Origin of the sequence: Lacticaseibacillus suilingensis (assembly GCF_016861845.1) — a bacterium.
Lineage (GTDB): Bacteria > Bacillota > Bacilli > Lactobacillales > Lactobacillaceae > Lacticaseibacillus > Lacticaseibacillus suilingensis.
This window is the reverse complement of sequence record NZ_BOLV01000028.1, coordinates 1-18,020: the sequence shown is the minus strand read 5'-3', so window position 1 is coordinate 18,020 and position 18,020 is coordinate 1. Positions and strand designations below refer to the sequence as shown.

21 protein-coding genes and 1 tRNA gene are annotated in these 18,020 nt (G+C 51.2%); all 22 read right to left on the bottom strand.

Annotation, left to right across the window (positions count from 1 at the left end):
- Window positions 1–842, bottom strand: an 842-nt coding sequence (locus JUF11_RS12060) for a hypothetical protein (RefSeq protein ID WP_204119792.1), incomplete at its 3' end; no start/stop codon positions are given.
- A 54-nt stretch (window positions 843–896) separates the two neighbouring features.
- Window positions 897–1,196, bottom strand: coding sequence for a hypothetical protein (locus tag JUF11_RS12055; RefSeq protein ID WP_236000592.1), 300 nt, complete (start codon window positions 1,194–1,196; stop codon window positions 897–899).
- A 30-nt stretch (window positions 1,197–1,226) separates the two neighbouring features.
- Window positions 1,227–1,361 carry an XkdX family protein gene (locus JUF11_RS12050; protein ID WP_204119791.1) on the bottom strand — a complete coding sequence of 45 codons (135 nt, stop codon included), beginning with the start codon at window positions 1,359–1,361 and terminating at the stop codon, window positions 1,227–1,229.
- Window positions 1,358–1,666: a phage infection protein gene (locus JUF11_RS12045; protein ID WP_204119790.1), complete on the bottom strand. Its 309-nt coding sequence runs from the start codon at window positions 1,664–1,666 to the stop codon at window positions 1,358–1,360. Before JUF11_RS12045 ends, JUF11_RS12050 begins: the two co-directional genes overlap by 4 nt.
- 11 nt (window positions 1,667–1,677) lie before the next feature.
- A complete protein-coding gene (locus tag JUF11_RS12040) occupies window positions 1,678–4,164 on the bottom strand; it encodes a phage tail spike protein (RefSeq protein ID WP_204119789.1) in 2,487 nt (828 codons plus the stop codon).
- Window positions 4,164–5,660, bottom strand: a complete 1,497-nt coding sequence (locus tag JUF11_RS12035) for a distal tail protein Dit (RefSeq protein WP_204119788.1) — start codon at window positions 5,658–5,660, stop codon at window positions 4,164–4,166. Before JUF11_RS12035 ends, JUF11_RS12040 begins: the two co-directional genes overlap by 1 nt.
- A complete protein-coding gene (locus tag JUF11_RS12030) occupies window positions 5,653–8,358 on the bottom strand; it encodes a phage tail tape measure protein (protein ID WP_204119787.1) in 2,706 nt (901 codons plus the stop codon). Before JUF11_RS12030 ends, JUF11_RS12035 begins: the two co-directional genes overlap by 8 nt.
- Before the next feature lie 18 nt (window positions 8,359–8,376).
- Window positions 8,377–8,502 (bottom strand): hypothetical protein, encoded by a 126-nt coding sequence (locus JUF11_RS13335; RefSeq protein ID WP_268886770.1) that lies wholly within the window; start codon window positions 8,500–8,502, stop codon window positions 8,377–8,379.
- A gap of 74 nt (window positions 8,503–8,576) precedes the next feature.
- Complete coding sequence (locus JUF11_RS12025; RefSeq protein WP_204119786.1) at window positions 8,577–8,951, bottom strand: hypothetical protein; 375 nt, start codon at window positions 8,949–8,951, stop codon at window positions 8,577–8,579.
- Window positions 8,952–9,044: 93 nt separating this feature from the next.
- Complete coding sequence (locus tag JUF11_RS12020; protein ID WP_204119785.1) at window positions 9,045–9,629, bottom strand: major tail protein; 585 nt, start codon at window positions 9,627–9,629, stop codon at window positions 9,045–9,047.
- A gap of 2 nt (window positions 9,630–9,631) precedes the next feature.
- The gene (locus JUF11_RS12015) at window positions 9,632–9,952 is read right to left on the bottom strand and encodes a hypothetical protein (protein ID WP_204119784.1); all 321 of its coding nucleotides are present in this window, start codon (window positions 9,950–9,952) and stop codon (window positions 9,632–9,634) included.
- Window positions 9,952–10,302, bottom strand: a complete 351-nt coding sequence (locus JUF11_RS12010) for an HK97 gp10 family phage protein (protein ID WP_204119783.1) — start codon at window positions 10,300–10,302, stop codon at window positions 9,952–9,954. The genes JUF11_RS12015 and JUF11_RS12010 overlap by 1 nt, the downstream gene beginning before the upstream one ends.
- Window positions 10,292–10,606 (bottom strand): phage head closure protein, encoded by a 315-nt coding sequence (locus JUF11_RS12005; protein WP_204119782.1) that lies wholly within the window; start codon window positions 10,604–10,606, stop codon window positions 10,292–10,294. Before JUF11_RS12005 ends, JUF11_RS12010 begins: the two co-directional genes overlap by 11 nt.
- Window positions 10,599–10,871, bottom strand: coding sequence for a head-tail connector protein (locus JUF11_RS12000; RefSeq protein WP_204119781.1), 273 nt, complete (start codon window positions 10,869–10,871; stop codon window positions 10,599–10,601). The genes JUF11_RS12005 and JUF11_RS12000 overlap by 8 nt, the downstream gene beginning before the upstream one ends.
- Window positions 10,872–11,038: 167 nt before the next feature.
- Window positions 11,039–12,199 carry a phage major capsid protein gene (locus tag JUF11_RS11995; RefSeq protein WP_373305871.1) on the bottom strand — a complete coding sequence of 387 codons (1,161 nt, stop codon included), beginning with the start codon at window positions 12,197–12,199 and terminating at the stop codon, window positions 11,039–11,041.
- Window positions 12,200–12,213: 14 nt separating this feature from the next.
- Window positions 12,214–12,801 (bottom strand): HK97 family phage prohead protease, encoded by a 588-nt coding sequence (locus JUF11_RS11990; RefSeq protein ID WP_204119779.1) that lies wholly within the window; start codon window positions 12,799–12,801, stop codon window positions 12,214–12,216.
- A complete protein-coding gene (locus tag JUF11_RS11985) occupies window positions 12,749–13,987 on the bottom strand; it encodes a phage portal protein (protein ID WP_204119778.1) in 1,239 nt (412 codons plus the stop codon). The genes JUF11_RS11990 and JUF11_RS11985 overlap by 53 nt, the downstream gene beginning before the upstream one ends.
- Entirely contained in the window at window positions 13,988–15,718 is a 1,731-nt protein-coding gene (locus JUF11_RS11980; protein ID WP_204119777.1) for a terminase large subunit, read from the bottom strand.
- The gene (locus JUF11_RS11975; protein ID WP_204119776.1) at window positions 15,711–16,088 is read right to left on the bottom strand and encodes a P27 family phage terminase small subunit; all 378 of its coding nucleotides are present in this window, start codon (window positions 16,086–16,088) and stop codon (window positions 15,711–15,713) included. Before JUF11_RS11975 ends, JUF11_RS11980 begins: the two co-directional genes overlap by 8 nt.
- Window positions 16,089–16,187: 99 nt before the next feature.
- A complete protein-coding gene (locus JUF11_RS11970) occupies window positions 16,188–16,511 on the bottom strand; it encodes an HNH endonuclease (RefSeq protein ID WP_204119775.1) in 324 nt (107 codons plus the stop codon).
- Between the two features lie 219 nt (window positions 16,512–16,730).
- Window positions 16,731–16,799 (bottom strand) — tRNA-Leu (locus JUF11_RS11965).
- Between the two features lie 367 nt (window positions 16,800–17,166).
- On the bottom strand, window positions 17,167–17,595 hold the full coding sequence (locus tag JUF11_RS11960) for an ArpU family phage packaging/lysis transcriptional regulator (RefSeq protein WP_204119793.1): 429 nt from the start codon (window positions 17,593–17,595) through the stop codon (window positions 17,167–17,169).
- Window positions 17,596–18,020: the final 425 nt, after the last annotated feature.

Sequence of the window (18,020 nt, the reverse complement as noted above, 5' to 3'; positions counted from 1 at the left end):
CCAGCATTGACGGCAACTTGATATGCAGATAGTCCTTGTTCGCCTTGTTTTCCTGGGTCCCCTTTTTCACCGGTCTTGCCAGTATCGCCTTTGATACCTTGTGAACCGCTTAGGTCGGCAATATAAGTGAAACTGGTGCCGTTCCAAACGTAAAGCTTGCCATCATCTGGATCATTGACATCACTCGCAATCATGGTGAAATCACCATCAGAGAAGCCATCACCATTCATTGCAGCAATGGACGGGAACGTCTTTACGATTTTGAAGTCTTTCCCCGGATTGCCTTTTTCACCCTTTAGGCCAGTTGGTCCAACGAGAGAAGCCAACCAATCTGATTGTGAGCCTTTATAACCGTTAATGACTGCGATCTGGTAAGCAGATAGACCGTCAGCACCCTTATCGCCTTTCAGACCATTGGCAATAGCAACTGCAACTTCCTGTTTGAGTTGTTGGCTGAGGTCACTGAATTGCTGAATGAATTCATCAACCGTAATGCTGCTGACGAGTCCGCCAGAAAGCCCAGTGACGTTTTCATTGATTTGTAGTGCCAAAAATCCATCACTAGGGTAGATGGCCGTTCCACCATTTACGGTGTCCCACAGTTCGATCTGATAGCTGCCTACTGGCAATTGAGCCAATTGGCCACTAGTGATGACGGCATGGTTGTTCGTGATACTGGCACTTATCCCCAGCAAATATCCAGAGTCGTTTTTGATTCTAACCTTTGCATCTGCTGTTAAGGTTGCCGCACTGCCATCATCAAACGCGTTCAGATGGATTTCGGTTGTGGTATCGGCAAACTTAAACTGCTTATCACCGTTTCCAAGATATAGTTTTCTCATTAAAGGCTCATCTCCTCGCACCAATCCTATTTATCATCATGTTTAATCTTCCTTTCAATTTTTAATTTGAAGTTGTAAAACCTTGTTGTATAATGCTTCGCCCGTTCCGTTTCCACCTAATGCTTTGTAGCTGCGGAAAAGGTAGTTCAAATCGTCCAAGTCATCCGTGCTGATATAACCAGTTTCGATATGGCGGTTGCACAGCATGTATACCTCATGATGAAGCAATCCGACTAGCCCCGCATCTATCGCCTTTCCGTGCTTTCGATGCGTCTGCCACTGGCTTAAAAACCAACCAAACAAAGCCCCACCGCCCAACTCTACAAAAATGTCTAACCAACTCTTAAAATCCACATCTTCATACTTCCTTTCACAAAAATACCGCTAGGCTTTTGCCCTAGCGGCGTAGTCCTGACCGGTAATCTGTTTGTACTCGTCAGGCGTTATCATCAGCCCCACGTATGGCGCGATATCGATGCCCCACGCGTAGAACTGCGCACACATATCGTAGTCCGTCATGCGCCCGCCTCCAGTTTTGCGACCCTCAGCATCACAGCCGCAAGCATCTGCTGGTCAGTCGTGGGCTGTGGCGTGGCCAGCTGTGCGAGTGCCTCTCGCCTAGCTTCGTCCACAGTCAACTTGCCGCCTTCGTACTTCGTAGCACCAATGACAATGCCGCTGATGTCATCTGGGGACAGCTCCACTGCTTGCGTGGTATCGAATGGTGCTTGCCAATGCCGACCATCCCAGAACTCCTGCGACCAGCCCATAATGTATCCGTCAGCATCAGTGTCGAACAGAACTTTTATTTTTTCTTTTTCCACGGCCACACCCCCTAATACGCGTATATCGCAATCAGCACAACTTGCCCCTTTACGCCATCAGCATTGTTCTCATTGCCTTTTATTTCTCCATCTGTGACGTAAATATACTTGTATGCGACCTGCATGTTGTAGTCAATCAAGCCAATAACACGACCCATTCCTGGGTACGCCGCCACACTAGTTTTCGATACATCAGCTTCACGAAGCTGATTACCTGAAAATTGGTTGTTTGCAAATGCACCAAACACAAGCTTCCAACCGGTGAGGCAATCACTGATTTTCATTGAAGGCTTAACAGATTGCGGATCGCCTTTGTACCCCAGGTAAGATGTTCCAGACCAAAGAATTTTACCAACGTTGTTCAGCTGTTCGAGCAATTCCCCGTTCAAGTGTCCGCTTCGGGCCTTACCGGCTGTGTCCAAATTTGTGAGCGACAGCTCGCCAAGATTAAGGCGAGCTTCTGCCGTGACGTGACTGTAATCCGTCCCACCGGTATAAAGTCTTGATAGCAGGCCGGATGCGCCGACCTCAGTGTGAAAACTTTGAAGCGGCGTGCCATTAGTTCCACCGCCATCAATGGTACCGTCTACAGTGAGGTACCCGTCGCCCATCTTAGTGGTGCCAGTGCCTTTTGTGAGCATCGCCTGACCGATCGGGTCATCAATATCATCAAAACTACTTTCATCAACTGGCTTGCTAGTGAACGTGCTGTTAAACTGCGACCCATTGAAGATGACACCATTGAAAGTCAAGCCATTAAATGTGGCCGCGTTGATTGCGCTTGCCGAGATTTCCTGCTTGACCCACGCGGTACCGTTTGACTTATAGAGGGCGGTAGCAACGTTATTCGAATTGGTCACCCAGAATTGACTGTTAGCGGGCGCCACCGTGGTCGGAAGCGCCGCACCGCTCGCATAGCTTGTGATGTCTTTACCAGCCGGGCCAGTGGCACCGTCTGCGCCTTTAATCAGCACCCAAGTGTAGTATGACGCCGTGGTGCTATCATCTTCCGTAAAGTCGCTGTACGTGCCGATGTACGCCTTGCCTTCTGGTGATTGCGACATTCCGCTACCGCTCACATCGTTCGCATAGGCTGTGTGGAAGTAGCTTGTTTTCCCGTCATCACCTTTTGGCCCAGCTAAACCAACACCGTCATCGCCCTTCACTTTCTGCCAGTGACCTGCATAGTCCGCAGCATCATCGCTAGGCACCGCGCTCTGGTCGCTCCAGACAATCGCCATGTAGCTCTTGCCGTCAGGATTAGCCGAGATGCCAGAGCCTTCGTCATCGTCTGCGTAGCGCGTCCACGGGTACCACTGACGTGATGCTGCCAGCGTCTTCATCTGGTCGGCCAGCGCCTGCAGAGCAGGGTCAATCTGGCTCGCCTCAATGAGGTAGTCGCCCAGCGTGGCTTCGTGCGTGTCGTTTGCATAGCTGTCTTTCAGCTCCAGCAACCGCGCCGACAGGTTCAGCCCTTGAGCTTCATCTACCAGGTGCACTGTATCGCCCACAGAAACGCCGTCTGGCAGGTCTGCGATGTCCACGGTATAGTTCACCGCCGCGTGGTTGTACTGCTTCAAATCAGCCAGCACAGACTGCAGGAGCGCAGCTTGCGTGGTCGCCTCATATGACTTCACCCGCTGAATGTGATGCGCGGTTGGGTTCGGGTTATCGTTCGACAATGCACGACTCCAAAGCTGAACAGCCACGGTGTCGCGTAGAACGCCATCGCCGCCAAGCACATACCGCCCGTCCGGGTCAGTCCAGTGGTAGCCCACTAGATTGATTGGCGTATCACTCCCCGAAGCCGCCGCTCCGGTGCCCTTGATTGACGTGCACAGGTCGTAGATGTTACCGGTGGTCGTGATTTTGTTCAGTTGCGTGTTCACTTCCAGCCGCTGACCGTTGTCCAAGCCCATGTGCTTGTAAATGTCGATGTACCGGTGTATCACCTGCATGCCATCGACTTCAAACCGGAAGTCCAACTCCGCGTTGTCAAACTGAGTGGCGACTGACTCGATGCGCTTGAGCGCCGTGTCTTCCTCGCCCTCCCACTTCAAGGTTCGAGTTAGGTTTGCAATCTCATTCACGCCAATCTCGAAGCCGCTGTCAGAAGTAAACATATTGATATAGTCCGCAACTGGCATTGCTTTCGTAGCCGTGTAAGCTCCCACGGTTTCGTTAATTAAATCAACCCCGCCGTTTTCAGCCACAAAACTCAACTCGCCATTCTGCTGGTCATAGCTAGTCCACTCCATGATGGTTGCGAACACGTACACGCCGCGCTGGTCCTTGTACAGCAGGAAGTTTCCCAGCGCGGCCATAGTCGCCAGCTTCCCAGCGTCCTTCGGGTCAGTGACCAGCGTGGCCGCATAGGTCCGCCCGACTGCCTGCGGCCGCATCTGGTCGTCAGTGTCGGCGTCAATTTGAATAGGCGCAGCCCCCGTAGAAGCCACGCCCAGCGTATTGAATTTTCTGTCTGTGAAATAGAAATCCATCAGAGCCATGCCTCCCTATACTCGATCGTGGCATCGAACGGGGTCGCCCAGCTCGATGCCACAGGCATGATTGTGTTTCTGCCAGGCTGGATCCAGAACGAATCCCACATGTTGCCGATTGCGTGCAGAGTATTGTCCTGCACACCATTGACGTAGATGGTCTTCGTGGCTATATCAGCCACGACCTCATCGCCCGCCGAGAAACAGTTGGCAAGGTCGTTCCATTGGTCAACATCGGTCCACTTCGCCTGGAAGTCAGTTACGCTCATGCTGGAAGCCTCATTGTCTTGCCATCGGCAGAACCAGAAGCTAACGCTGTCAATTGGCTCAGCTTCTGCTAAGTCGAAACTCTTCAAGATTGGCGCAGCAACCTCGGCCTTGTTATCAACCACTTTCGCGACCGGAGCAAGCTGGAAGTTAATCTTCGAACCAAAGCGCCACATCCGGAGCTCATACATCTGACCATTCTTGAACTTCCTGCGGTCAAGCGTAGTGCTGACCAGCCACTGCCCGTTGTAGAAGCACTCCCAGACAATCTGGTCTTGCGAGTCTGCACTATCGCGCAGAACCGACTCGAAGACTGTCTTGTCGCCATTGTTCAGTGCAATCTCCATCCGTCCCATCTGACGCACTTTGGTGTCGAAATAGAGTCGCGTATAAGTCACGATGTTTCCTGCGTTGTCATCATCCGAGTTCTTTGGAATTGGTAGCTTCTTGCTTGGTCCATTCCAATAATCAGATTTGGCTCCAAAGCTCGGCATCATCGCCGTAGAGCCATACAGGCCCGCACCGTAATTCATTGTGCCTGATTGGACGTTCGGCTGACCTTCCACGTTGCCGTAGTTTGGGTAATTGGTTGGCGCATCGTTGTTCGTGCCGCCGGGGTCGCTGTCGAAGCCTTCTACTAATGCCTGTTCTGGTGCCTTGGTAGTCACGCCGTCAACCTCGCCGGGGTCGCCAAACTGCAGCACCCCGCCTTGGTCGTTCGTCCACGCCACCAGCCCGTTGTCAGCCGTCATGGTTGCGGTCAGCACAGGCGCAGTCGGTGCCGTGCCAGCATTTGTGACCGTGATATCGGTGCCGGACTGACCAGATACCGTAGCAGTAGTAAGTGAATGCGCCAAACCATCGTAGCAAGTGAACTCCAGCGTTCCAGAAGTCCTGAAGCCTTCAATCGTGAACTCGCCATTCTTTGGAATCACGAGATAGTACCGGTCAGGCGTACGGCCTAACGTGAGCTTCTGTGGTTCAGTGACGGCCAGTGCCGCCGTGAGCGCTTGACGCTTGGCTTCGGTCGGGTTGCGCATGATATACGGAATCTTGATCGTGCGAGTGGTGTATTTCCGCCGCGTGAAGCGCTCGCCGATGCCTTCGGTGAAGGACAATGCCGAGTCACTGACTTCAGGGAGCATACTCGTATCGGTCGAGAATGAAGGCGTGATGAAGTCGTTAAGCAGAACGCCGTTGAATGTGACTGGCAGTTCGTATCTAAGCATTTCCAAGCCTCCTATTCTTTGTCCGAGTTGCTGAGTTGGTCAGCCGTTGAATTTCTGGCTGCATCGTGCGTGCTCCAGCCTTCCAGTCAACGTATGCCGGAACGCCTTCCATGACCGCTTCTACCAGCTCGGTCAGCATGTCGTTTTGTTCTTTCATGTATACCAGTTGCTGAGCAGTTGCCGCGCCCATCGTGTTGCTGACTGCGGCTTGCACGTAGTCCATCAGCTTGCTGATTGGTGCCACCGCTTCGGCACCAGCTTCACCCACGCCGTGGACGGAGCCATCACCGCCAGCGAACAGGGTTGGTTTGTTGAAGATGCCCCCAGCCGCGTGCCAGTTAATGGATAGATGTGGCAGCTTGCCCTTCAACAGGTCACCAATCTTCCAGCCAGCCGGTGAGATGCCGAAGTGCGGCATCGGGATGTGCGGCCAGCTGATTTTGAATCTGAAGAAGCCCTTGATTGCGTTAATAACGCGCTTAACGGCGTCGCGTGCCGCATTGATTGGTGTCATGATTGCTGACTTGATGCCATTCCAAACCCTAGAGGTTACCGATTTAATGCCATTCCACGCACCACTGATGACAGACTTAACAGTGTTTACTGCTCCACTGACAACAGATTTTATGCCATTCCAAACAGACGAAATGACCGACTTAACAGAATTAAAAACAGAGCTTGTGACTGACTTAATGCCATTCCAAGCGTTAGTAATGCCCGATTTAATAGCATTCACAACCGGCATAACCACGCCCTTTATCGCATTCCACACAGTTGTAATGACCGACTTAATCGCATTGAACACGATTGAGGTTGTAGACTTAATCAATTCCCACGCAGTGCCAATCACCAAAGCGATTGCAGTCACAACAACTGTGATAACCGCCTTAATTCCATTCCAAACTGGTGTCAGGAACGCCACGATTGCATTCATGACGTTAACAATCGTTGTCTTGATGCCATTCCACACTCCAGAGAAGAACGTGACTAGCCCATTCCAGATGCCTTTGAGCCATTCAACGATGGTTCCCCAGTTTTTGATGACAAGTACAATGCCAGCAATCGCCGCCGCAATGGCAAGGGCGATAAGCGAGAACGTACTGCCAAGCGTAGTTATTGCCACAATGATTGGCGCGAGCATGCCGATGATAACTGCCACTCCCCCGAAGATGACGATAAACTGTTTTACTGGAACTGGAAGTTTGCCGAACGCTTCCGCCGCAGTTTTAGCAAACTCGGCAAGTTGCTTCATCACTGGTGCCACGGTGGTTAGAATTTCACCACCAACCTCTGCCAGTGACTGCTTCATTTGTTTCTGTGCTTGCGTTGCTTTGTCGATTGGATCAAGCGTCTGGTTGAACGTGTTCTTCACGGTGCCACCGCTGTCTGCCGCGGCCTTGGTCAGAGAGTCAAGATTGACCTTGCCAGACTGAATCGCCGCCACCATTGCCGGAGCTTGCCGAGTGCCGAATGCTTCGACCCCGGCGTTCAACGCGTCAACCGGTGACTTTGCATTCTTGATGGCATTGAACGTGCCCTTGAGACCCTGCTGTAGGGTCTTGTTGTCGGCGGCATACGTGGCAGAAGCTTTCTGCATACCCTTTAGGGCGGTGGAGGCGTCAATGCCTCCCTTTGCCCACTGGGCCACAATGCCGACGCCATCCTTCAGGCTGATGTGCAGTTGACTGAAGACTGGGTACGCGTCAGCAACAGAAGATTCCAGGTCATCAACTGAGATTCCGCTTGACTGACTGGCCGCCGTGAACGCGTCCAGCACGCCCGGAATCTCCTTCGCTTGCACGTTGAATTTGCCCAGCGTGTCGCGCAGTGCGTCCACAGCATCTGCCCCTGACTGACCAGTGACTGCGGAGAACTGCGCCACGTACTCCGTGGTGTTCTCCAACGCGTCACCAGTTAGCCCGAAGACAGAATGAAGACCTGCCATCGTGTTTGACAGGTCTTCACTTTCCATTTGAGAACCGGCCATGGAGCCTTCTACTTTCTCGAACGACTTGCCAAGCACATCAGCAGCCGCTCCAGTCGCGCCGGTTTTCGAGGTTAAATTGTCGACGGAATCGTCCATTTCGGACCAAGCCTCGACCGCTGTTTCGCCGAACTCTTGAATCTTGCCGCCGATGTCACTGAAAGCATCGCCCACGTTCTGCAGCTTCTCGCTGAACGTATTGCTGGCAATCTGGTCGAGCTTGTTGCTGGCATCGTCGGCATCGTTGCCCATCCCTTTGATGTCATCGCCGGCCTGAGCAGCCTTGATTGCGGTCTTTGAGTAACCTGCCGCAGCCATGCCGGCCGCGTCGTTGTTGTCCTTCAGGTAGGTGTCTGTGTCCTTGAGCTGGCCAGAGAAGTGATCGAGCTTGCCTTCGGTTGCGACCACTTCGCGCTTAAATGCGCGGTACTGGTCTTCGCCGATGTCACCAGCTTTGAATTGCGCCTCGACCTGAGCCTGTGCGTCCTTCAATGTCTTGAGCTTGGAACTGGTCTGCTCAACCTGTTTCGCCAGTAGTTGCTGTTTCTGCGCCACCAGTTCGGTGTTCCCGGGGTTGAACTTCAGCAGATTATCTACCTGCCGCAGCTCTTTGTTGACGGCAGTGGTCTGCTTATTCACATCAGACAGAGCCTTATCGAGCTTGGTCGTATCGCCATTAATTTCAATCGTGATGCCTTTAATATTTCCAGCCATGCATTCGTCTCCTTTCTTTTAGAAGTTGTCGAAGTCAGCTTGAGTCGCCTTGCGTGACTTCTCGCCACCGCTCTTATGTGCGTTGACGTATTCGACACTCTGATCCAGCACCTGACCAATCGAAAGGTCATTGAGTTCGCTCACGCTGAACCCCATGACCTTAGACATATACAAGAACGAATCCGTGTCGATTGGTTCGTCTGATTGGTCGGCGCTACTTAGTTTTTTGTTGTTGAAAACAGCTTCTGGATAAGCTCCATGACTGCGCCAAGCACAACGTCAAGCGGGAACTCATCAAACTGTCCAAGCCATGTGGTGAGGTCGCCGATTGAGCTGTCTGCATTTTTGGCGAAAGCCCACGTCACTTTGTACAGCGTGGTCATGTCCAAATGCTTCAAGTCTTCGTATGACAGTTCAGACATATCAAATTCATCACTGTCTGACGTGTCTTGAATAGCGCCAAACGTTTTTGCCAGCATGATCATGTCAGCGAAGAAGTCACTGCCGAACTGGTTCTTGTACAATATTGCAGTCGCCGCACTTGAACGAAGTGAGAGCTGTTTGCCATCTGGTAAGTCAACTACTTTGAGCATCGTTTCCTCCTATAAATGTGAGCCGCCCACAGGATCGTGTACTGTTGATTTCATAGGCGACTAGGTGACGGACTATCCTTCAGAACCGGCGGTCTATGGATTTGTAGGCGTGGTTTCACCCGGTACAACCACCTTGGTGAAGAAGTTGCTGTATGCCGGTGAACCTTCGGACACCTTGCCGTGGGAGCGGTGCTCGTACGGGTCTGGCGCGGCGGTAAAGCTCAACTCTTGCTTGTTGACTTCGGTCTTGTCTTCCTTGGTCTTGGAGCCGATGGAAGGACGGGTCGCAGTCACGTTGAACATCACGTGGCGGGTGCGGTTCTTGTCGCCGCTGAACTCGAACAGCAGTGCGAACTGCTTTGGCTCTGCGTCCGTGTTGTCCACCTGCATCCCTGTGGTGGCATCGAGAACGTCACCGAACACGTCTTGGTTGAACTGGTCATTCAGCCTGGCAACAGTCAGCTTGCCGGAGTAACCTTGGTTACTTACGGAAGTATAGTATTTGGTGTCATCGGCGTAGAAGTCGTTGGAATCGCCTTCCGGGTCGATGCTCAATTCGGTTGCGCCTTTCAACGCAATCGGAGCCGCGTAGGTCAGCTTGGAACCGTCATCGGTGGCGATGGCGTAGTAGGCGTTCTTAAGGCCGAACTCGACTTTGTTTTCTGTGTTTTCTGCCATGTTCATTCTCCTTTTTCAATGTAGTAGATGCGCTCGAACATCTTGTCGGTCTCGATGTACACGTCACCATCGCAGGCCCAGTCAATTTCGTCGGCATCAAAAAAAGACTCGATTTGCGTTTCCACAGTCGGGTCTTTTTGCTCAAAATAAAATTCCACGCGGTAGGTTCCGCGTTTGAGGTAGTGTGCATCGTCTGCGTAGAAGTCATCGGGACCGGTGTCGAACACAATCAGGTACGGCAAGGGTTTGGCGTTGCCCGTTCCCCACGCGCCGTAGGTGGTAGGCATGATTGCCGACAATCCCGTGATTAGGTCAGTCAGCATCAGCTCAGCCCCTTTCTGATTGCAGTCTCGAAGGTATCTGCGGCCGTTTTCTCAGCGGGCGCGATGTGTGGAATCGCACGGGTGCGACTGCCATCACGGTTTGCGTGACCGTTTTCCAGCAGATGGGTGAGTGACGGCTTGGTCTTGTTGTAGACAGTCACGCTCTTGCCCTTATTCTGGCTGGTCCAGCCTCGGTAGTACTTCTTGCCTGCTCGTGAATCACGCGGTGACGACGCAGTGAGCTCATCAACGGCCGCCTTGGCAGCCTTTTCTTGAGCGTCATCAACCTTTTCTTGAACTTCCTCTTTGTACTGGTCGAGCAACTTTGAGAGATCAATTTCAATCGCCAATGTTGCTCACCTTCCTTTCGAGATAAAGCTCAACTTCATCAGCGTTGCGTTGATAGGTTCTAATCAGGCTGTATGTGATGCCGTTCCACTTCACGGTTTGTTGGCCGTCATACTCAAACGCATGAACAATCAACTCGACTTCTGGTCGAATGCCAGCTTGAGCAGCAGCATAGAACTCACTCATCGAGAGTTCTTTTTTGCTGGCTTGCACTGTGTCTTCGGTCACTGTTGCTACTTGATTGCCATATTGGTCAGGTTCAAACGTCTTACCGATTAGAACAGCATCTTCACTCCAATCAAGCACTGCCGCTCACCTGCCCCAGCATGAGATTATGCAGGCGATATTGGATGTTGCGAGGCATTGCGCCTTCACCACGATTACGAAAACGCCACGCAGCATAGTCAACTAGCAGCATGACAGCCACGCTGTCACTGTCGCTAACTGACAAGCCCTTGTCGTACAGCTCTGCGGTGACACTTTCCAAAATCGAGTTGAGATACTGGTCACGCGCTTCTGACGTGATTCCGAGATTGGCCTTCAACAGGCCGAGTTTGTCCAATTCAGCCATTCAGGCCACCTCCTAGTCAGCCGGTACCAGAGCCAGCAGGTCGGCCTTCACAGTCTTGCCGGTGAAGTCAATCGAGTGGGCGGTCAGCCACGCTTTGATCTCTTCCACTGTGTTGCTACTGGTCGGCTTCGTGTCGCCGTTTGGATCAAACGCCGGAGTGGCCGGCTCTACGCTTTTGGGCCCAGCGTTACCAAGTAGCCAGCAGCGGTATCAGCAACTTCAACGTCAACGGAGATGGCAGCCAGCATTGCTTGTGCGAAGTTCTCGTTCACAGACCAGCCCAGCTGAACCTCTTCGCGGTCGAACAACTTCACGAAGCGCTTTGCATCGCCGACAAAGGCCAGTGCATCGCCTGCATTGGTGCCCAGCATCGTGTCAGGAACGATGCCAATCTGCAGGCCAAGGAAGCGATAGCCGGTTGTGCTGGTTACGTCCGGCTGCATCAGGTAGCGGCCTTCGCCGTCCTTCAAGGTGTCGAGGAATTGGAACCCGGACTGAGTGGCAATGACAACCTTGTTGTAGGCTGGATCAAGGTCAACGTTGATGATGTGCTTGATGCCGTCTGCATCAGTAGCGGAAGCAGCATGAGCAGTCTTCAACTTTTCAGCAATCAGGCGGTTCTTGGTGTTCAGCACAACCTGGTCAAGTACGTTCTGCAGCAGGCGCTTCAAGTCCGTTGCATCACGCAGAGATTCGTGGGAAGTGGTGATTGAACCACGGTAGGTGCCAGCGTTCCACTTCACGGTGATGAGTTCTGGCTTGCCCAGTTCTGGGTTAGCGGCCAATTCTTCAACGGTGTGCAGACTTTCATCGGTCTTCTTAGCAACTGCATAGGTGCCGCCAGCTTGCTGAACATTGATAACATCAGCGAACTTTGTCAGGTCATAGGTGGACTTGAGTTCGTCCTGTGCCTTGTACAAGATTTGCTGCGGGATGATAGCTGCAACGTCACCTGACACGATGCCATCACGCTTCTGGCCTTTGCTGTTCAAGTAGTCAATCAGGCTACGTACTTCTGGGTTTTCTTTTTCAATCGTCTTCATGCGGGTTTCCCCACCTTTCTTTGCGTTTGTCTGTGGTTCGTCAGGTTCTGTAGGCGTTTCGTTTGCGTCTTCGAGTTGCTTTTCCAATTCAGCGATTTTGTCTTTCAAGTCTTGGTTTTCTTTTTCAAGATCAGCCATTGACTTGTCGTTCTCGTCGCTGTCAGCGGCCGCCTTGTCCAGGGCTTCCTGGTCAGCAGCTTCATCAGCAGCGCGCAAGATAACTTGCTTCTTGCTTTCCAATTCGCCGCGTTTCGTTTCGTTTTCGGCCAAAGCCGCACGCGCCATTTTGAGGCGAGCGTTTAAAATGATTGGATTTTCCATTTGTCTTTAAGCTCCTTTACTAGCTTGATTTTGCGTTCGTTGAACGCTTCTTGTTCGGCGTGCTGATTGTCGCGGCTCCGTGCACCAATCTCGGTCGTTTCGTACGCCGGGAAAGCCACCACGGAAACCTCAAAAAGGTCAACATCAGTCAGGGTGTTATGCCACCCGTCATCGCGTTTTTCGATGTCTTGGTCTTTGATAAAGAATCCAAAAGACGCTTGTGATACATCACCACGCTTGACTTTTGCGTAAATAGAAAGGGCCTCCGGATCGTCGTCGTTAATCTCGACGGTTCCGAAAAGCCCTTTGTCATCCTTGCGTAAAGTCATCGTTCCGGCGCTGGTGCGGCCAAGCACCTTGCCAGTGTCGTGGTCAAACAGTGCTCTTATATCGTGGTCTGCGATGTCATCAGGAATTGCTTCTGGTGCCACCGTTTCAAACTGTCCACGGTAAAGCTCTGTTTCTTCGTTGAAGCGGATGAAGTAGCCAGATAAGTATTTCTTCCCACCTTCTTCAGTCGCCGCTCGGAAGTCCGCTGTTTTCGTTAGACTGGTTCGTTTCTCCATTACTATCACCTCCCTTCAATTTGGCCTGATCGCCAAGTTTTTCGGTCGGTACATAGTTCTCAAGCGTGATAAGGTCTTCCATGTCATCATCAGGTGGCAAGCCAACCCATCCACGCCATTCATTGCGCCGCATTGAAGTACGGTCGACCATTTCTTTACCGGCATTGATAAGCTCGCTCAAGTCGTACTGGTAAAGCGAGCGTGGGTTGAAGCGGAAGTACCAATCGCTAGAAATGAGCACGTCACGCGTCAGTGCTTGCGCAATCATCTGTCCAAGACCAGCAATGCGGGTGTTGACGAAGTTGTTGTATTCTTCACGATTAAAGTCACCAACGCCAAGCAAAAAGGCCGGAACTCCAAAGAGTCCAGCCACTGTCTTTTTGTCGATTTCAACGCCTTCATTTAGCGCAATGTCTTGAAGCGTCAACGGCTTTACCTGTTGCACTTCCAGAAGGTCAGCAGGGATGACCCACGGTTCCAATCCGTCAGAATGACCGATGTACTTGTTCTTGACTTCGTCGCGTCCTTCATCACTGGTCAATGCTTCACTATCACTATCAACCTTGATGATGATGTTCGGCATGTACTTACCACTCATGAATACTGACTTTGTCTTAGCAGCTTGAGCTAGGTTCTCAAGTGTTGATTTGAGAATGGTATCAAAACCACGGCCAATGAGCGGATAGCGCGGGTCGGGATTGATCATGAAGTGAACCAACTGTGCCGAGTCCATTTCTTTATCGCCATAACGAACGTGCAGGTCGGCTGTTTGCGAATCGTAGATGTAACTAACGTTGGTCATATCTAGTGGCCGTAGTTCTGACAGATAGTCGCTACCTGGTTGCGCGATGATTTGGCACAGCGAATTGCCGTCACCGTACAAGTACAAGTCACGAACAATTTTGGTAAGCCACGTCTTACGGGTCATACCCTTTGACGGTGACACATCAATCAGTCGCGACAATTCATTGTTTACTCGTTTGTCGCCTTTGTCAGTATTCTCAAGCAAGTGAATACTCATAGACGACACCAACTCGGCAATCGTATTCACAGCAGACTGAACGTCAGCGTTATCAGCAAGCCGCGTGTAACCACTGCCATTTAATAGCTCTGACCATTCTGGTGAGCCAAGTTGGACAATCTTTGGTGCGCTGCGTTTTTCTGCTTTCCGTTTTAGTCCAAACATTTAATCACCTCCTTTCAGCCAAGCCGCCGCATTCTCGTTCTTGGTGATGTCTTCTGACATTTGCACGCAAGCGAAAACAGACGCATCAAACAAGTCAATGCGCTGGTTGCCTGACTGACCGTCAATCTTGTCGTATTGGATCATGTCGTCTGTCTTCTCAACAGCAGCCACGTTCGACACACAATACTCGTATGCTTCACTGTGCACGTAGTACAATTCTTTATTCTTAGCCTTCACTTCAATGCGGCGGAAACCTTCTGACTTCTTGAAGAAATACTGCGGCTGGTCAACAATGCGGAAGTGCGCTTTCTTCATCTTCATAAAGAACTCACGACCAAACTTTTTATCGAAGCCAATCTTCTTGATGTTGAATCCCATTGCCCGCATGTCGATAAACCACTTAACGATGTCGTCATACAGCACCGTAGCTGTATTGCTCATTGTCAGCCAGCCGTCATCCTCCCAGCCAAACAGTGGGATGCCGTCTTTATCAGCTTTTTCATGCGCGGCTTGGCGTGGAAAGAACGAGTGTGTGATGACGATGTCCACATCGCCCTTGCGGCCATACAAAGCAGCAGCAGTAAGGTCATGCAGTTTTGACAAATCAGCACCGCCATACCATTTGATCCCCATACCAGCCAAGTCTTTGAGCGACCAGTCATAGGTGCGGTCAGATGCTTTAAAGTCTTCAATGTCGAAGTATGATTTGCTTGAGGCCGTGAATACGTTCAGCGTTTTGTTGAAAAACTCCAGCCGCGTCTGTGGGTCGTTCAATGCCATTTCAGCATCACGCCGCAAGTCTTCGAGCGAAACCGAAACGCCAACGGACGGGTTGGACTTCATCAGGACTTCGTCACTCGTGAAATCGTCCACGTCCCCCTCTTCGTTCTGGTCAGCTTGGCAAATGAAGAAGAAGTACTCATCGTCTTGGATCGAGCCGGACAGCACCTTCTTGGCATACTCCACACGCTGGGCGAGGAACCCGTTCGGGATGTCGCCGGCGGTCGAGATGCCAATCAATAGCTTATTGCGATAAGCCTTCTGTGCGTTCTTCATTAGAATGTATTTCTTGGCTGATTTGAACGCGTGTAATTCATCAAGGATAAGCAGATTGGCATTCAGTGAGTCTAATCGTTTCTCATCGCTTGCAAGTGCTTGAATATAGATGGAACCGTCTTCACCAAAGTCTTTGGTGATTGAGTGTTCGCTATTGTTATCGCGAATGTTGTACGTGGCATCATGGAAGCGGTCAATGTTGAACTTGAGCAAGCTAAACGATTCCATTGTCTGCTTCAATGAGTTGGCAAGGATGTATAGCTTTGAACCTGAACGTGCCTCAAGTAATGACAACGCAAAGCCGAGTGCAGCGGCGAATGTAGTCTTGCCTTGTTTACGAGGTATCATGATTAACACTTCGTGGAACCGTCGCAGGTCAGTGTTCTTCTTGTAGAAGCAAAGCATATTGACGATGCAGAACTTCTGCCACTCGGTCAACAACAAAGACCGCCCACGCATAGGACGGCCTTCCAAGTCTTCGCCTTGTTGATGCACGAATACATGCTCGATTAAATCAATCACGAAGTCTGCATCATCCATGCGAACATCAAATTCATCAGTACGCTTCAAGTCGTTTAGAAACCGTTCACCCGCTTGAACGCGCAATTTGTTTGCTGGCACATCACCGTTAACCACACCACGAGCATAAGCATAGGCAGCCTCGAAGTTATCCATCGCGACCACGGCTCTTCATGAAGTCGGCAAGCGGGTTGGCGTTCACAGTTGGCACCACTTCCACACTATTTGACTTTGGATTGAGCTGGAGCCGGTCCGAATAACTAGCGATGTCTTTCCGCAACGACTCAATCGCGTTCAAGATTGGAACCTTGCGTTGATTAGTAGCACCCGCCTTGTTGGTGTAGCTTTCAGTTACCTGATAACCTGACTGCTCATACTGATTGATCAACACAGCATACTGATCCAGCATCCCTGCATAGATGGTGATGACATCATCATAAGCCGTCTTGTATACGCCAAGGTCTTTCATCTGCTCAACCACGCGACGGCGTCGGTCAAGCGTATCAACTCTTACTTCTTGTGCCAATCTCGACACCCCTTTCACGTGAAAATTCTGCGCAGTCGGAAAAAACTCCCATTGCCCCGTCTCCCGTTGTTCGTTTTAATAATTACGACCTGGGGGGCTTCAATTTTTTTCGGAGAAAAATTTTACAAACTCGTGTCGTCTTTTCTCTTGCCAATACAAACCAGCGCCAGTTACTTCATCAGTTAGTCGGTCGTGCATCTTGTTATGTGATGCAGCAGACAGCGGCAGCAGGTTCCATGTCTGCAATGCGAGCATGGGATACTGTGCTAATGGATAGATGTGGTGGATCATCGTGGCTTGCACCACCCGCCCGTATCGCTTGGCCTCTTGGTCTTCGTAGTTGTACTTGCGCATGACCACGGCACGCTTGTGTTGCCACCGCTGTGACTGGTAGAACGCGTGGTTGCGCTCACGGTTATTCATTGCGCGCCTCCAATCAAAATAGCCCACCGCGAGGCAGGCTAAGAGAGGAAATATATAGGGGTTGGCCAGTCGCCCGGCCAGTAGCTGTGTGGGAGTCGAACCTTCCGTGTCCAGCGGAATACGTCCGCTGCGGGCCGCCGTGACCACCATCAAGTCAATCGCGAACAAGAAAAGAGAGTTTCATCTATTTTCTGTTTTATATTTCCGCCATAAGGCGAATGCAATCGGTGGGACTCGAACCCACGCTGCGGGGATTAACCCGTGGACTGCCGATTATCCGACGATTGCTGACACAATCCCAGATACCGCGCTGGGCCGCAAACGGTGGTACCACCATCCGGCGTGAGTGTGTCCGCCCACGCTGGCCATTTTGTGTTGCTCGCTCCCCCGTCAGCAGGGATCGTCGCAAGCTGTGTCCGGTCGCTAAACCGGACAAAGAACTGTGCCACGAACTGCCGTGGCTTGTCCCGCTCAACCGGGCAGCTCATCCTATAAGGAGGCATATAAGTTCACCATGCTACTAATCGTCAAGGTAGCCAGGTGGTATCTCAGGCTTCTCACCTTTGGCACAATACCATCATAAGCGATTTCGTTTTTAGTTCGCCACTCATTTATCAATCAATTAGTCCTCAAATAGTCCTCATTCATCAATCATTTATTGCTCAATACTTTGTCCAGGGGTGACACCAAAGTACCATGCCGCTGCTAACAACGCATTTTTCTTTCTGCGTGTGTAGGTTGCTGAAGATATATCTAGAATGTTCATCGCATCACCGTCTGGCTTTTCCGTCTCGGGTCCTTCGCAATAGCGCACCCTTAATAAACGCTGATGCGATTGCTTTGGCATCGACGCAATGCAATTGTCGCACCAGTCGCAGAATTTACGCGCCGAAGCCTGCCTCTCTAAACGCTGCTGTGCATACAGTGGACGCTGAGCGGTGCTAGCAGAAGTGCCGTCTCCCCACATACTGGTAATTTTTGGATTAACTGGCGCTTTGATGAATCCGCGCTCTGATCGGTATTTATTCAGAATATTTTCGACTGCTTCCCGGTCCTTTTCATCGCTAATTGATAAAAGCTCCATCACAAGCGCCACCCCTTATGCTATAATGAGTTTCGGAAAAGTTTTGGGGGAAGGCGTGCCGTAATGGTACGCTTTTTTGATGCTTATACCGTGTTAATTCCTTCTTTCTGCGTATTGAAATGAACATTCGGCGTGTTGGTTTGCTATAATATCGGTGGAGGTATCTCCCTGGATTGAATGACTCAGTTCATCAATTTCATTTATAACTTCCCCAACTTCAAATACCTCCAGCGCACCTTCATCAGGTGCGCTATTTTTTTGCGCTATTTTGGAGACTGCATGGCGCGTTTGAGCTCATCGGCAAATCGTGTGAATGCGACCGTTGCGCCTCTGCACACCTTATCGAACGCCGTCAGATATGCCCGGAGCTCACGGTTCAAGCGTCTGCGCTCGGCTGCCGCCTGCTGTTTCCTCAGCTTCTGCAC

Coding starts and splice junctions, on each gene's coding strand:
- JUF11_RS12015 (WP_204119784.1), bottom strand. CDS start 9,952: ATGCTGACTGACCTAATCACGGGATTGTCGGCAATCATGCCTACCACC.
- JUF11_RS12030 (WP_204119787.1), bottom strand. CDS start 8,358: ATGGCTGGAAATATTAAAGGCATCACGATTGAAATTAATGGCGATACG.
- JUF11_RS12025 (WP_204119786.1), bottom strand. CDS start 8,951: ATGCTCAAAGTAGTTGACTTACCAGATGGCAAACAGCTCTCACTTCGT.
- JUF11_RS11960 (WP_204119793.1), bottom strand. CDS start 17,595: ATGGAGCTTTTATCAATTAGCGATGAAAAGGACCGGGAAGCAGTCGAA.
- JUF11_RS11970 (WP_204119775.1), bottom strand. CDS start 16,511: ATGAATAACCGTGAGCGCAACCACGCGTTCTACCAGTCACAGCGGTGG.
- JUF11_RS11990 (WP_204119779.1), bottom strand. CDS start 12,801: ATGGAGAAACGAACCAGTCTAACGAAAACAGCGGACTTCCGAGCGGCG.
- JUF11_RS11995 (WP_373305871.1), bottom strand. CDS start 12,199: ATGGCGCGTGCGGCTTTGGCCGAAAACGAAACGAAACGCGGCGAATTG.
- JUF11_RS12000 (WP_204119781.1), bottom strand. CDS start 10,871: ATGGCTGAATTGGACAAACTCGGCCTGTTGAAGGCCAATCTCGGAATC.
- JUF11_RS12020 (WP_204119785.1), bottom strand. CDS start 9,629: ATGGCAGAAAACACAGAAAACAAAGTCGAGTTCGGCCTTAAGAACGCC.
- JUF11_RS12040 (WP_204119789.1), bottom strand. CDS start 4,164: ATGGATTTCTATTTCACAGACAGAAAATTCAATACGCTGGGCGTGGCT.
- JUF11_RS12050 (WP_204119791.1), bottom strand. CDS start 1,361: ATGACGGACTACGATATGTGTGCGCAGTTCTACGCGTGGGGCATCGAT.
- JUF11_RS11980 (WP_204119777.1), bottom strand. CDS start 15,718: ATGGATAACTTCGAGGCTGCCTATGCTTATGCTCGTGGTGTGGTTAAC.
- JUF11_RS11985 (WP_204119778.1), bottom strand. CDS start 13,987: ATGTTTGGACTAAAACGGAAAGCAGAAAAACGCAGCGCACCAAAGATT.
- JUF11_RS12035 (WP_204119788.1), bottom strand. CDS start 5,660: ATGCTTAGATACGAACTGCCAGTCACATTCAACGGCGTTCTGCTTAAC.